At 61.7% G+C, this 12,879-nt stretch carries 13 protein-coding genes; 5 read left to right on the forward strand and 8 right to left on the reverse strand.

The features are described from left to right. Positions 1-68: 68 nt before the first annotated feature. A complete protein-coding gene (locus tag C5L13_RS05975) occupies positions 69-1,007 on the reverse strand; it encodes a class I SAM-dependent methyltransferase (protein ID WP_158693396.1) in 939 nt (312 codons plus the stop codon). A gap of 604 nt (positions 1,008-1,611) precedes the next feature. On the opposite strand from C5L13_RS05975, the gene C5L13_RS05980 reads away from it, so the two are divergent. Further along, positions 1,612-1,884, forward strand: a complete 273-nt coding sequence (locus C5L13_RS05980) for a hypothetical protein (protein WP_158693397.1) — start codon at positions 1,612-1,614, stop codon at positions 1,882-1,884. Between the two features lie 651 nt (positions 1,885-2,535). Here C5L13_RS05980 and dusA read toward each other — a convergent pair. Then, the gene (dusA, locus tag C5L13_RS05985; RefSeq protein ID WP_105382349.1) at positions 2,536-3,567 is read right to left on the reverse strand and encodes a tRNA dihydrouridine(20/20a) synthase DusA; all 1,032 of its coding nucleotides are present in this window, start codon (positions 3,565-3,567) and stop codon (positions 2,536-2,538) included. Positions 3,568-3,712: 145 nt separating this feature from the next. Here dusA and C5L13_RS05990 point away from each other — a divergent pair, with 145 nt between their 5' ends. Together C5L13_RS05990 and C5L13_RS05995 are read left to right on the forward strand one after the other, a co-directional pair. Further along, a complete protein-coding gene (locus C5L13_RS05990; RefSeq protein ID WP_105382350.1) occupies positions 3,713-4,399 on the forward strand; it encodes a fumarylacetoacetate hydrolase family protein in 687 nt (228 codons plus the stop codon). A 17-nt stretch (positions 4,400-4,416) separates the two neighbouring features. Beyond that, positions 4,417-4,944: a gamma carbonic anhydrase family protein gene (locus C5L13_RS05995; protein ID WP_105382351.1), complete on the forward strand. Its 528-nt coding sequence runs from the start codon at positions 4,417-4,419 to the stop codon at positions 4,942-4,944. Here the strand turns inward: C5L13_RS05995 and C5L13_RS06000 are convergent. Genes C5L13_RS06000 through C5L13_RS06010 form a run of 3 tightly spaced genes read right to left on the reverse strand, consistent with a single transcriptional unit; the run spans position 4,941 to position 7,112 of the window. Further along, the gene (locus C5L13_RS06000; RefSeq protein ID WP_105382632.1) at positions 4,941-5,363 is read right to left on the reverse strand and encodes a Fur family transcriptional regulator; all 423 of its coding nucleotides are present in this window, start codon (positions 5,361-5,363) and stop codon (positions 4,941-4,943) included. The genes C5L13_RS05995 and C5L13_RS06000 overlap by 4 nt on opposite strands. Next, entirely contained in the window at positions 5,363-6,187 is an 825-nt protein-coding gene (gene znuB / locus C5L13_RS06005) for a zinc ABC transporter permease subunit ZnuB (RefSeq protein ID WP_105382352.1), read from the reverse strand. The genes C5L13_RS06000 and znuB overlap by 1 nt, the downstream gene beginning before the upstream one ends. Continuing rightward, on the reverse strand, positions 6,180-7,112 hold the full coding sequence (locus C5L13_RS06010; RefSeq protein ID WP_105382353.1) for an ATP-binding cassette domain-containing protein: 933 nt from the start codon (positions 7,110-7,112) through the stop codon (positions 6,180-6,182). Before C5L13_RS06010 ends, znuB begins: the two co-directional genes overlap by 8 nt. 98 nt (positions 7,113-7,210) lie before the next feature. On the opposite strand from C5L13_RS06010, the gene znuA reads away from it, so the two are divergent. Continuing rightward, positions 7,211-8,203, forward strand: coding sequence for a zinc ABC transporter substrate-binding protein ZnuA (gene znuA / locus C5L13_RS06015; protein ID WP_105382354.1), 993 nt, complete (start codon positions 7,211-7,213; stop codon positions 8,201-8,203). A gap of 164 nt (positions 8,204-8,367) precedes the next feature. Further along, entirely contained in the window at positions 8,368-8,913 is a 546-nt protein-coding gene (locus C5L13_RS06020) for a GNAT family N-acetyltransferase (RefSeq protein WP_105382355.1), read from the forward strand. Between the two features lie 41 nt (positions 8,914-8,954). Here the strand turns inward: C5L13_RS06020 and C5L13_RS06025 are convergent, their stop codons facing one another. From C5L13_RS06025 to C5L13_RS06035, 3 genes are all read right to left on the reverse strand, one after another. Then, the gene (locus tag C5L13_RS06025) at positions 8,955-10,562 is read right to left on the reverse strand and encodes a glycoside hydrolase family 43 protein (protein WP_105382356.1); all 1,608 of its coding nucleotides are present in this window, start codon (positions 10,560-10,562) and stop codon (positions 8,955-8,957) included. 60 nt (positions 10,563-10,622) lie between these two features. Next, the gene (gene mgrA / locus C5L13_RS06030; protein WP_105382357.1) at positions 10,623-11,672 is read right to left on the reverse strand and encodes an L-glyceraldehyde 3-phosphate reductase; all 1,050 of its coding nucleotides are present in this window, start codon (positions 11,670-11,672) and stop codon (positions 10,623-10,625) included. Between the two features lie 62 nt (positions 11,673-11,734). Then, positions 11,735-12,868, reverse strand: coding sequence for a Gfo/Idh/MocA family protein (locus C5L13_RS06035; protein ID WP_105382358.1), 1,134 nt, complete (start codon positions 12,866-12,868; stop codon positions 11,735-11,737). Between the last annotated feature and the right edge of the window lie 11 nt (positions 12,869-12,879).

Genomic DNA, 12,879 nt, shown 5'->3' on the forward strand with positions numbered 1-12,879 from the left:
GCGGCCTGTTTCCCGCAGGCCGCCTAACCTTCCCTGCGGCAAGGCCGCGATGACACATGGAAACGGCTCTAATCCGGAGTTTTCGCCGGCTCCGTTAGCCGGCTATCGGATTTCCGTGCGATCCAGGCAATAGCGCCCGCCATCTCGGCGATGGGATGCAGAAGCGCCTGCTCGTCGGGCTTTCGCCGGTTGCGCAACCAGGCCTGAGCCGCTTTAGGGGCAAGATACCAGCCATAGATCAGCCATGACAAACCGCGCACTGCGCGCGTCGCCTTGTTGCCCATCTCGAGCATGGCCCGGAAGCCCGGCCATTTCGTCTCGGGCCAGATCTGGATCGCCCTGAATCCGGCAAGGCTCAACGTCATGAAAACCCCATAGGGGGTCATGTGGTAATAGCTTGCATCGTGCCAGGGCTCGAGAAACGAGGCCGAGCCGAGGCAGACACCGCCGGGCTTGAGAACGCGGGCGGCTTCCTTTGCCGCAAGTTGAGGAAAGGCCAGATGCTCCCATACGGCGGACGCATAGACCGCGTCGAAGCTCTCGTCGCGGAAGGGCAGCACATGGGCGTCGCATAAGATATCCGGACCGCCATGCGTGCGCAGCCAGTCGTGCACCCGGTCCACGGCCACGTCGACGCCGATATAGCGGATGCCGCGCTCGTCCATCCATTTGCGCATCTGACCGCCGCCGCAACCGATTTCCAGCACCGTGCTTCCCGCCGGCAGCTCCTTCAGGCACGCTTCATGCGCCCGGTCGAGATGATAGATACCCTCCCTGGGCTGGCCGTGCTCCGGCGGGAAACGCAAGATCTCCACGTCGGGGATCGTTGCGGGGTTGAAGGCCCGTACAGGCCATTCGAAACTGACGCTGCCGCCGCTGCTCGGCATCAGGTTCGGGCGCTCGTCCTCCTGTTCGAATTCGCGACCGCATGCGACGCATCTTTCGGGTGAGGCGAGATCGGCGCGGCAATCGGGACAACTCAAAAGACCATCGCATGCCGACATCATGCCGAACGTCCTTCCTGACACGTCATCCGACGCGAACGATTGCGCTCCGGAGCCGGCCCCCAAATCCCACTCGGGCTTCCCGATGGCCGGCTGGTCCGGGCGCTCACCAGGCTGGACGCTATTGGCCTGCCTGCCTTGGCCACCGAGGATCGGCCGGGTATGTTGAACGAAGGATTTGAGCGCGGGTAGCACAGTGTTTTTCCAATGCAGCCCCGATATCCGACCCAAGGCCGAGTGACTTACCGGTTAATCGAAAGTTATTGTCAGAGCTTCTACATCGTCAACGCCCCACATTGATTGCTGGTTCTCCACCAGTTCCTCCGAAAGAACTACTGGCAGTGGGCTCTCGGTGAGGGCGATGGTCAGTATAGCGGCTTTTCCTCCCTTCCCGAGTTGGCATGACCCGCCGGCATGGGCGGAACAGTAACGCTCCGCAGCAGTTACGTTAGGTGTGGCAGGCATCATTCGCTAAGTCATGCGGTAGCCCAGAATATTAGAAAGCCCTGCACAAGCTCGAATTGCGACAGTCTCGCGAGAGAAGCGTTGCCCTTTTGCCATATGGGGTGCCGCGGGACTGCTGAGGGAAGGCAGTCGGCGATACTTGATGAGAATGCTTATGCTTCAGCGATACGCCAAGCAGTCGGCAGTTCTTCTTGGTCCGGATGACCTTGAACTGCTGCAGAGATTTCTGGAAGCCTGGTGCGAGGAAAACGCCGTCGACCTGGCCGATGAATCGGCGGCCGATGTCGCTTCTGCTCTGATCGACTGGTATCAATTCGACCTGACGGAGCGAAACCTTCTGAAGTCGGAGCCAGCGGATCTACCCTCGAAGCCTTCGAGGATTCAGCAGCTTCTGCGAAGACTGGACGACGTCTGAGCGTGGAACGCCTTGCAGCGGCCGACATCATCGCTCACGCGAGCGGGGAATATTTGCGCGGCGCAGGCTCAATACATCAATGTCTTAGCCGGAACTGTCAGGCCTTATTATCCCCGCCCCCTCACCTCATGCCTACACTCTCCCCGTCCCGCATCGGATACACCGGAAGGCGTTCTGGCGAGGCGGGACCGGCGCCGGGTGCAAGGAAACGACGTAAGTCCTTGCATCAGGGGTCCGCGGAAAATGGTCTCCCTCCGGCGACACGGGGAGAGATGAAGGGTTGCGGACCGGCCCTCGTCTCTTGATGCCCGAAACAGTGCGCCGGATGTGCCTGTGCGGCACACAGGGTGGCCCGAAGGATGGTTTCGCCGGGCTCTTTGAAGTCCGTCCGCCTCAAGCGGAAAGTCCGGCGGCGGTTCCTGGTTGCCCTTGCCGGTAAGTTGGTCCGGACGAGCGCCAGAGATCACCCTCGGGTTTAACCCGAGGGGAACACCATCGCGAAAGGCCAAGGCAGAGGGTCCGCAGTCGCGGATAAAAACCGCCGAACGGGGCGCTGAGAGGTGTCACCTATAAACTAAACATAAGAGGCAGCTCCCAGCGCCCCGTCCGACAAGAATCCTGAGAACGCCAAGGGACGACTCCGTCTTGTCCTCACCCCGCCAGCTTCTTCTCCTCGGGTTGAACCCGAGAACCAGCCTCAATGTCCACCGCCGCAAAGGCCGCAGCGATGACCTCGACGCCTGCTCCCGGCCGAGTTGCCTCCGCCGAAAGGATCTGGCGGAAACGGCGGGCGCCGGCAAAGCCCTGGAACAACCCGACCATGTGCCGCGTGACGTGATGCAGCCGGCCGCCGGCTGCGATCACACCTTCCGCATAGGCCATCATCCGGTCGCGCAGCGCCAGCCAGTCCACCTCGGCAGGACCCGTTCCCGTCACCGCCGCGTCCACCCCGGCCAGCAGCCCCGCATTCTGGTAAGCGGCGCGGCCGAGCATCACGCCATCCATCACCTTGAGGTGACTTGCGGCCTGATCGAGGTCGGCGATGCCACCGTTGATGCCGACGAAGACATCAGGATTCTCGCGTTTCATCCGGTAGACGAGATCGTAGTCGAGCGGCGGGATCTCGCGGTTTTCCTTTGGGCTCAGCCCCTGCAGCCAGGCCTTGCGGGCATGGATCCAGATCGCATCCGCGCCGGCCCCGATCATCCGCCTGAGGAAATCCGGCAGCACCTCCGCCGGCTCCTGATCGTCGACGCCGATCCGGCATTTCACCGTCACCGGAACCGTTGCCACCGTCTTCATCGCCGAAACGAGATCCGCCACATGTCCCGCATCGCGCATCAGGCAGGCGCCGAACGTACCCGACTGCACCCGGTCCGACGGGCAGCCGACATTGAGGTTGATCTCGTCATAACCGTAGTCCGCCGCGATCCGGATCGCCTCGGACAGCTTGCCCGCATCCGATCCCCCGAGCTGCAGCGCGACGGGATGTTCCTCTGGCGAATAGGAAAGCAGCCTCTGGCGCGGCCCGTGGATGATCGCGTCCGCCACCACCATCTCGGTATAGAGCAGCGCCTGCCTCGACAACTGCCGGTGCAGGAAACGGCAATGCCGATCCGTCCAGTCGATCATCGGTGCGACGGCAAATATCTTCTGGCCGTGTTTCAGCGCGTCGGCGTACATCCAAAATCCTTCTGTTGGCGGTTTCCATACAGCAGCTTCAAATTTTTCGCCAGTTTTCCCCGCGGGTTCAAAAAGGGCTAGGATTGTCCCGTGAATCGAGAGACAAAGACGAGCCTTGTCTTATGCCACTGTTCAGGATGTCCCCATGCGCGCTACCGTGATCCCCGCCCCCCAACCCGTGCTTCTCGACGTCGATGGGGCGACGGAACAGTTTCCGGTGCGCCGGGTCTATTGCGTCGGTCGCAACTATGCCGACCACGCGATCGAAATGGGTCACGATCCGTCCCGCGAGCCGCCCTTTTTCTTCCAGAAGAACGCCGACAACCTCTATAACGGCGACACCTTCCCCTATCCATCCGCATCCTCCAACGTCCATTACGAAGTCGAACTCGTCATGGCCCTTGCCGAGGGCGGCGCAGGGATAGCGGTCGAAGACGCGCTTTCCAAGGTCTACGGTTATGCCGTCGGCGTGGATTTCACTCGCCGTGACCTGCAGGACAGGGCGAAGAAGATGAGCCGCCCCTGGGAGGCCGCCAAGGCCTTCGAGAAGTCCGGCCCCGTATCCGCCATCGTGCCTGCTGCCCGTATCGGCCATCCCAAGACCGGCGCCGTATGGCTCGACGTCAACGGCACCCGCCGCCAATCGGGGGACCTTAACCAGATGATCTGGTCGCCGGCCGAAATCATCGCTGAACTCTCCAGCTATTTCATCCTGGCGCCCGGCGACGTGATCATGACCGGAACGCCTGCAGGTGTCGGTGCGGTGGTCAGGGGCGACCAGGTCGCCTGCGGAATCGACGGCGTCGCCGAGCTGTCGCTGACGGTCGCCTGAGCAAGGGGAGGAGAACGATGCCGCTTTATGCGCTTGGAGAATTCCAACCCAAGACCCCTGCCCCGGATCGCTTCTGGGTCGCTCCGGATGCGACCGTGATCGGAAAGGTGGAGCTTGGCGAGGATGTCGGCATCTGGTTCGGCTCCGTGCTGCGCGGCGACAACGAGCCGATCCTGATCGGTGCAGGGTCGAATATCCAGGAAGGCGTGATGATCCACACCGACCCGCGTTATCCGGTGAGGATCGGCGAAGGCTGCACCATCGGCCACCACGCGATCATCCACGGCTGCATCATCGGCGAAAATTCACTGGTCGGCATGGGTGCGACGATCCTGAACGGCGCCAGGATCGGCAGGAACTGCCTGATCGGCGCCAACGCGCTCATCACCGAAGGCAAGGAATTTCCCGACAACTCCCTCATCGTCGGCTCGCCGGCCAAGGTCATCCGCACGCTGGACGACGAGGCGGTCGAGAGGCTGAAGCAATCCGCCCTTCGTTACATCGAGAACTGGAAACGGTTCGCCCGGGACCTGCGTCAGCTCTAGGCAGCGCAGACGCTGCAGAGCCCCCGGATCTCGATCGTCGTCTTGGCCGGCTTGAAGCCCTTGTGTTTCGCCCAGTCGCTCAGGCGGTGATCGACCTCATGGTCGTGGAATTCCGAGACATGGCCGCAGCTCTCGCAGATCGCGAAGGCAACCGAGCCGTGGCCGTGGCCATGCCCGCAGCATTCGCTTTCCGGATGGGCGCAGGCGACGAAGGCGTTCAGGCTTTCCAGCCGATGCACCATGCCGAACTCCAGAAGCTTGTCCAGCGCCCGATAGACCTGCAGCGGCGCGCGAAAACCGTTGTCGCGCAGCTTGTCGAGGATCGTATAGGCGCTCATCGGCGCATCGGAGCGGGTCAGCACGTCGAAGACGAGCGACTGGTTCTTGGTCAATGCCGGGGCGGATACTGGTGCGTTCATCATCGCACTCCTTGGTTACCGGCCTTCTCGGCCGTGTTTTTCCCCAGGGCCGGGAAAAGGCTTAGAATGAAAAGTAGGAGCGCTGCAACCACGATGGAAGGCCCTGATGGCGTATCGTAATGCAGCGAGCCGAACAATCCGCCGATCACGGCTAGGGCGCCGATCAGCGACGCCAGCACCGCCATCACTTCCGGACTGGACGAAAACCGCCGCGCCGTCGCCGCCGGAATGATCAGGAGCGAGGTGATCAGCATGATGCCGACGATCTTCATGGCAATCGCAATGACCAGCGCCATCAGGAGCATGAAGAAGAGGCGCGCCCGCGCCGGCTTCATGCCTTCGGCCTCCGCGACGTCCTCGCTGACCGTCGAAGCGATCAGCGGACGCCAGAGAAAGACAAGTGCTGCCAGCACCAGCACGCCACCGCCCCAGATCAGTCCGATGTCGGCGGGTGTGACTGCCAGGATATCGCCGAACAGGAAAGCGATGAGATCGATCCGAACCCAGGTCATGAAGGCGACGAGCACGAGGCCGATCGCCAGAGCGGAATGGGAAAGAATGCCGAGCAGCGCATCGGCCGAAAGCGACTGGCGCCGCTGCAGCATGAGAAGCAGCAGGGATACCGCAACCGCTACGCCGAACACTGTGACGAGCAGGTTGATCTGGAAGAAAAGCGACAGTGCGACACCCAGCAGCGCCGAATGGGCCATGGTGTCGCCGAAATAGGCCATCCGCCGCCAGACGACGAAACACCCGAGCGGTCCCGCAGTCAGCGCCACACCGATGCCCGCCACCAGAGCGCGGGTGAAGAAATCGTCAAGCACGATCGTTCCCCCTGTCTGTGGCGGGTGCATGATGGGCGTGCTCATGCCCGGCATGGCCGTGCTGATGGTGATCGTGGGTATGGTCGTGAGGGTGGTCGTGAACCTCGTGGTGGTGATGGCCGTCGTCCGGATGGCAATGATCGGTGATCGAGCCGTCCCCGTGCAGCACGCGGCCGTCCGGAAGATGTGTATGGTCATGATGATGACTGTAGACCGCCAGCGAGCGGGAATGACCGCCGAAGAGCTTCAGATAGTCGGCGCTCTGGCTGACGACTTCGGGCGTTCCGCGGCAGCAGACATGGCCGTTCAGGCAGATCACCGTGTCCGTACCGGCCATGACCATATGGAGGTCGTGGGAGATCATCAGGATGCCGCAGCCGGTCGAATTGCGGATTTCGCGGATCAGCTCATAGAGCGCGCTCTCACCCGCAAAGTCCACGCCCTGGACCGGTTCGTCCAGCACCATGAGATCGGGCTTCCGGGCGATGGCTCGGGCAAGGAGCGCCCGCTGAAACTCGCCTCCCGAAAGATGACGGACCTCGGCATCGACCAGATGCGGAATCCCTGTCGCCGCCAGCGCGCTAGCCAAATCGGCGTCCGAGAGCGGGCCGGTCAGCCGCATCAGCCGACGGACCGAAAGCGGCATGGTCCAGTCGATTGCCAGTTTCTGCGGCACGTAACCGATCCGCAGGCCCTGCATTCGCTCCACGGTACCTTCGTTGGGCCGCAGCACGCCGATCGCCAGCTTTGCCGTCGTCGACTTGCCGGCGCCGTTCGGTCCTATCAGCGTCACCACCTCGCCGCGGCGGATCGAGAAGTCGACGCCGCGGACCAGCCAGCGGCCATCGCGCAGAAGCCCGGCATTCGTCAGCGATACGAGCCGGTTCTCGGATTGGGCGCCCAGGGCCCGATCGGTCATCAGCATGTTTTTCCAAAAATCCTGTTGTCAGTCCTCATGGCACACGTTATAGCATAACGCAATTGATGTAATAACATTACATATTAAAACAAGGAAGCCATGTGATGAAATTTGCCGCCGCCCTCCTTCTGTCGTCCGCTGCTCTGGTGAATGCCCCGAGTGCCTTCGCCGCACCGGATGTCGTGGTTTCCATCAAGCCCATCCACTCTCTCGTGGCGTCCATCATGAAGGGCGTCGGAGAACCGAAGCTGATCGTGGAAGGCGCGGCCTCCCCCCATACCTTTACCATGAAGCCGTCCAATGCGCGGACGCTGGAGAACGCCGACCTCGTGTTCTGGGTCGGTCACGGCATGGAAGCCTTCATGGAAAAGCCGCTCGAGGCTTTGGCTTCGAAGGCCAAGGTTGCCACCCTGGAAGATGCGCCGGGACTTGAAAAGCTGCCGTTTCGCGAGGGCGGCGCCTTCGAACCCCATGACGACGGCGATGAGGCCGAGGAGCACGGGCACGCCGCCGAAGGGCACGCGGATCACGACAGCGACGGCCACGAGGCAGGCCATGAGGATCATGACCATGAAGGATTCGACACCCATTTGTGGCTCGATCCGATGAATGCCAAGGCGATGGCTGCCGAGATCGCCAAGGTGCTGGTTTCCGCCGACCCCGCCAATGCCGCGACCTATCAGGCCAACGGCGCCGCCCTGATGAAGGACGTGGACGCGCTCGATGCGGAATTGAAGACGACGCTTGCACCTGTCAAGGACAAGCCATTCGTCGTTTTCCATGATGCCTATCAGTATTTCGAACATCGTTATGGCGTGGCCGTCGCGGGTTCCATCACCGTAAGCCCCGAAACGATCCCGGGTGCGGAGCGCATCGGCGAGATCCACAAGAAGGTCACCGAACTCGGCGCGACCTGCGTCTTCGCCGAGCCGCAGTTTGAACCCAAGCTCGTGGCGGTGGTAACGGAAGGAACGCCTGCCCGTTCGGGTACGCTCGATCCCGAAGCCGCAACGCTTAAGGAAGGGCCGAACCTCTATTTCGAACTGATGCGCGGGCTTGCCAGTTCCATGAAGAACTGCCTGTCACAGGGAACGTGACGCGGCTAAAAGACGCTTGGACCGCCGACCGCATAGCGGCGATCCATGCCAGGCCTGCGGACGCATAAAGGCAGCATCCGCAGGCCGACGTTTTTATTGGCGCATCAATAGCAATGTGGATGCGCCAGAAATTCCGACCAACAGGGACCTGCTGAAAAATTACGATGTCCGAAAACGTAGTGTGCACCGTAGCAGTCATTCGAAAGGCATCCGCCGCTGATGTGGACGTTTTGGCCGTCATCGGACCTGCAGCCTATGCCGCCAGTTACGGATATCTATGGAACGACGGCTCCCGGTTCGCGGAACATCTCGTTACGTTCGGCAGCCAAGCCTTCGAGGAATTTCTGGCGCGAGCGGATACGGAACTGTGGGTAGCACAGATGGGGGGATCTATCGTCGGCTTTTTATCGATGATCATCGGCTCGCCGAATCCGATCAGCCAGGAACCCAATGGTGCCGAGATTCCGAGAATCTACCTCCTGCCCCAAGCCCAAGGTTCTGGATTGGGCAGGCAACTTCTGGAAGCAGCCGTTACCGAGGCGCGGGAAAGGGGAGTAGGCCATATCTGGCTTGATGTCATGGCATCCGCAGATCGCGCGAAGGCTGCCTATCTGAAATGGGGATTCTCAGTGCTGGGAACCAGAATGTTCAGCAAACCCGTCAGGGCCGGCTATGAGGATATGCTCGTGCTGATCAAACACCTGCCGTAACGTAAACCTGTGCCCCTTGATCGGCTGCCCCGCTGCTAGGCCTACAGCACCTCATAGACGAAATTGTCGAAATCGGCATGCTTCGCCCGGCCGGAGGTGTCGAAGGCGAAGATGCCGGCGAATGCGCCTGTGAAGGAACCATGCTCTCCGCGCCCGCCTTCGTCCGAGACAACTCCGGCATCCAGCGCCGGACCAAGTGCGCGCCACTCTGCCGAAACGGTGCTGCGCCAGAAGAACTGCAAATCGTTGTCGCGGATTTCCATGGCGAGATGCATTGGACCCTCCGGAACGGCAAATCCGCTTTCGACCGGGAAGGTCATCCGGCTATTCGGATAATCGCCCGGGCAGGAGAAGATCGTCACGACGCGACCGAGCTTCTCATGCAGCGTCACGACGATGGCGTGAAACTTGTGGCGATTGTAGTAATGCGTCAGGCCCGCGACCTGCTGATAGGTCTCGGGCGCGAAATCCGCCGCCGTCTCCACTCGGAACGAATGATGCTCCTGCCGGCGCGCGACGAGCGACTGTTCGAACCAGGAGCCGATGCTTTCGCGCCCGAAGAGGCGCAGGTGGCCCGGCCGCTCGGTCAGGCTGAAGAGCCGCTCCGGATGAGGCGTTCGCAGCCATTGGAATTCGGAAGGCAGCGTCGAGCCATCAAAACTCCGCTCGGTACGGAGAGGCTTCTCGACCTCCGCGGCACCCGTCGGGGCCGGAACATCGACGTCGGGCACAACGCCGCCCTGGGCGAGATAAAGCCAATCGTCTTCCCAGATGCATTTCTGCAGCGCGGTTTCCCGGCCGAGGGTGCAGCGCCGCTGCGGCGGAAGCGGGCGGCCGCAAAGATGGGTGTGATAGGCCTGACCATCCGGCGTCTCGACATATTGCCCGTGCCCGGCACGCTGAAGCGCGGCGTTCGGATGGTCCTTCGACGTGATAAGATGGGTTTGTGGATGCATCTCATAGGGACCGTCGATCGTCCGGGAACGCGCCATGGTGACGGCATGGGTATAACCCGTGCCACCCTCGGCGGTCGTCAGATAATACCAGCCGTTGCGCCTGAAGAGATGCGGGCCCTCGACGAGACCGAGGGGACTGCCGGCGAAGATGTTCTTGATCGGGCCTTTCAGCGCCCTCGTCGCCGGGTCCCATTCCTGCAGCAGGATGCCGTCGAACGCGGGATGCTTCGGCGCCCCGCCATAGCTCTCCGTGCGGTGGTTCCACTGCATGTTGAGGAACCATTTGCGCCCGTCGTCATCGTGAAAGAGAGAGGGATCGAAGCCGGAGGAATTCACATAGACCGGATCGGACCACTGGCCCTCGATGACAGGCGAAGTCACGATGTAGTTGTGCGCATCCTTGAAGTTTCCGTCGAGCCGCTTGACGTCGGTGTAGACCAGCCAGAACAAGCCGTCGGCATAGGAGAGACATGGCGCCCAGATGCCGCAACTGTCAGGATTACCCCGCATATCGAGCTGGCTCGCACGCTCCAGCGGCCGGCGCACCAACGTCCAGTTCACCAGATCCCGCGAGTGATGGATCTGCACGCCCGGATACCACTCGAACGTCGAAGTCGCGATATAATAGTCCTCGCCGACGCGGCAGATGGACGGGTCGGGATTAAAACCCGGCAGGATCGGATTGCGGATCATGTCTTTTTCCAACGACACAAGGGGAAGCCCGGCGGGAAGGTCGCCGGGCATAGTTTCACTTCACTTGTTGCGGGACGGGCCCTGGCGCTCCGCCGAAGCCGCCCAGAGGTTGATGTCGGCTTCCTTGGCATGGACGTCGATCTCAGCCAGTTCCTCAGGAGTGAAATCGGGCCTCTCCAGCGCCTTGACGCAATCCTCCACCTGTTCCGGACGGCTTGCGCCGATCAATGCCGTCGTGACCCGTCCGCCGCGAAGCACCCAGGCCAGCGCCATCTGCGCCAGCGTCTGGCCACGCCTTTCAGCGATCGCGTTCAAGGCCCGCAGGTTCGCGACGTTCTTTTCGTTCAGAAATTCCGAGCGGAGCGATTTGCCCTGAGCCGCCCGGCTGTCGTCTGGAATGCCGCCGAGATATTTGGACGTCAGCATACCCTGCGCCAGGGGCGAGAAGACGATCGAACCGATCCCAAGCTCATCGAGCGCGTCGAGAAGACCGTCTTCTTCGACCCAGCGGTTGATCATGGAATAGCTGGGCTGATGGATGAGGACGGGCGTGCCGAGCGCCTTCAGGATCGCTGCCGCCTCGCGGGTGCGCCTGGAATTGTAGGAGGAGATCCCGACGTAAAGCGCCCTGCCCGACCGGACGATATGGTCCAGCGCGCCGCAGGTTTCTTCCAGCGGCGTATCGGGATCGAAGCGGTGCGAATAGAAGATGTCGACGTAATCGAGACCCATGCGCTTCAGGCTCTGGTCGCAGGACGCGATCAGATATTTGCGGCTGCCCCACTCGCCATAGGGACCCGGCCACATGTTGTAGCCGGCCTTGGACGAAATGATCAGCTCGTCTCGATAGCCCTTGAAGTCCTCCCGCAGGATCTGTCCGAAGGCAGCCTCGGCGCTCCCCGGTTTCGGGCCGTAATTGTTGGCGAGGTCGAAATGCGTGATGCCGAGATCGAAAGCCTTCCGGCAGATCGCGACCTTCCGCTCATGCGAGGTGTCGTCGCCGAAATTGTGCCAGAGGCCGAGCGAGATCGCCGGCAGCTGCAGGCCGGAACGGCCGCAGCGGTTGTATTTCATCTTGGAATAGCGGTCTTCCGCCGGTTGCCAGGCCATGACGCCCTCCTGTGTCGTGGATGGACGCGGGCGCGAACGGCCCGCGTCAAACACATAGCGGATCAGCGCAGAAGCGCCAGTGCTTCGTTGATGCCGAGAGCCGCGGGCTGGGTGCAGGTGGTGGACAGCTCGATGAAGCGGCCTTCCTCGCCCGACTTGAGGATCGACGTCATCACATCCATGCCATGCAGTGTCCGCTCGAGCGAGCAGCGGGCGTCGCGGCCTTCGATGATGGCGATCGCCATATCCGCAAGACCGGCCGTGCGATAATTCGCACGCGGACCCTGAGGGCTTTCCTGGTTCAGGATACCGAAAGGATGGTCCCAGTCCTCCAGGGGCTGAATATCCTTGTTGCGCCCGCTTGCCTCGACGACGCCGCCAAAGAAATTCGGATCTGGAACGAAGATTGATCCTTCGGTGCCGTAGAGCTCCGTGTTGGCGTGACGGTGCGACCAGACATCCCAACTGGCCGAGAGCGTGATCGTGGCCCCGCTGACGAATTCGAGGAGCGCGTGGATCGTCGTCGGTGTTTCGACCGGGATCACCTGACCGTTCAGCGGCTCGCTGGTGACGGTACGGGTCGGGCTCGCCATGGAGGTAAGCGCCCCGACACGCTTCACCGGACCGATCAGATTGATCAGGTTGGCGATATAATAGGGCCCGAGGTCGAGGATCGGCCCGCCGCCTTCCAGAAAGAAGAAGCCGGGATTGGGATGCCACATCTCCATGCCCGGGCTCATCACATGGCAAGTTCCCGACGTGATGCGGCCGACGCCGCCCTCGTCGATATATTTACGGGCAAGCTGATGCGAACCGCCGAGGAATGTGTCGGGCGCGCAACCGACCGACAGGCCCTTTTCCCTTGCGAGCGCCTGAAGCGCTTTGCCCTCTTCCAGGGTGACCGTCAGCGGCTTTTCGGAATAGACGTGTTTCCCCGCTTCCAGGATCGCCTTGGAAACGGAAAAGTGGGCGGCCGGGATCGTCAGGTTGACGATCACGTCCAGCTCGTCATTGGCCAGCAGATCGGAGATCGACTGTGCCTTGACGCCATATTCCTCGGCGCGAGCCTCGGCCGTCTCTTCGTTGAGATCGGCGCAGGCCAGCACTTTCAGGCCTTTGAAGAGTGGCGCCAACTTGAAATAGGTCGTGGAAATATTGCCGCATCCCATGATGCCGACGCCAAGTTCCTTAGGCATGAAAAACTCCG

This window comes from Neorhizobium alkalisoli (genome assembly GCF_002968635.1).
Taxonomy (GTDB): Bacteria; Pseudomonadota; Alphaproteobacteria; order Rhizobiales; family Rhizobiaceae; genus Neorhizobium; species Neorhizobium alkalisoli.

Coding starts and splice junctions, on each gene's coding strand:
- C5L13_RS05990 (WP_105382350.1), top strand. CDS start 3,713: ATGCGCGCTACCGTGATCCCCGCCCCCCAACCCGTGCTTCTCGACGTC.
- C5L13_RS06020 (WP_105382355.1), top strand. CDS start 8,368: ATGTCCGAAAACGTAGTGTGCACCGTAGCAGTCATTCGAAAGGCATCC.
- dusA (WP_105382349.1), bottom strand. CDS start 3,567: ATGTACGCCGACGCGCTGAAACACGGCCAGAAGATATTTGCCGTCGCA.
- C5L13_RS05980 (WP_158693397.1), top strand. CDS start 1,612: ATGAGAATGCTTATGCTTCAGCGATACGCCAAGCAGTCGGCAGTTCTT.
- C5L13_RS05975 (WP_158693396.1), bottom strand. CDS start 1,007: ATGATGTCGGCATGCGATGGTCTTTTGAGTTGTCCCGATTGCCGCGCC.
- C5L13_RS06035 (WP_105382358.1), bottom strand. CDS start 12,868: ATGCCTAAGGAACTTGGCGTCGGCATCATGGGATGCGGCAATATTTCC.
- znuA (WP_105382354.1), top strand. CDS start 7,211: ATGAAATTTGCCGCCGCCCTCCTTCTGTCGTCCGCTGCTCTGGTGAAT.
- mgrA (WP_105382357.1), bottom strand. CDS start 11,672: ATGGCCTGGCAACCGGCGGAAGACCGCTATTCCAAGATGAAATACAAC.
- C5L13_RS06025 (WP_105382356.1), bottom strand. CDS start 10,562: ATGATCCGCAATCCGATCCTGCCGGGTTTTAATCCCGACCCGTCCATC.
- C5L13_RS06000 (WP_105382632.1), bottom strand. CDS start 5,363: ATGAACGCACCAGTATCCGCCCCGGCATTGACCAAGAACCAGTCGCTC.
- C5L13_RS05995 (WP_105382351.1), top strand. CDS start 4,417: ATGCCGCTTTATGCGCTTGGAGAATTCCAACCCAAGACCCCTGCCCCG.
- C5L13_RS06010 (WP_105382353.1), bottom strand. CDS start 7,112: ATGCTGATGACCGATCGGGCCCTGGGCGCCCAATCCGAGAACCGGCTC.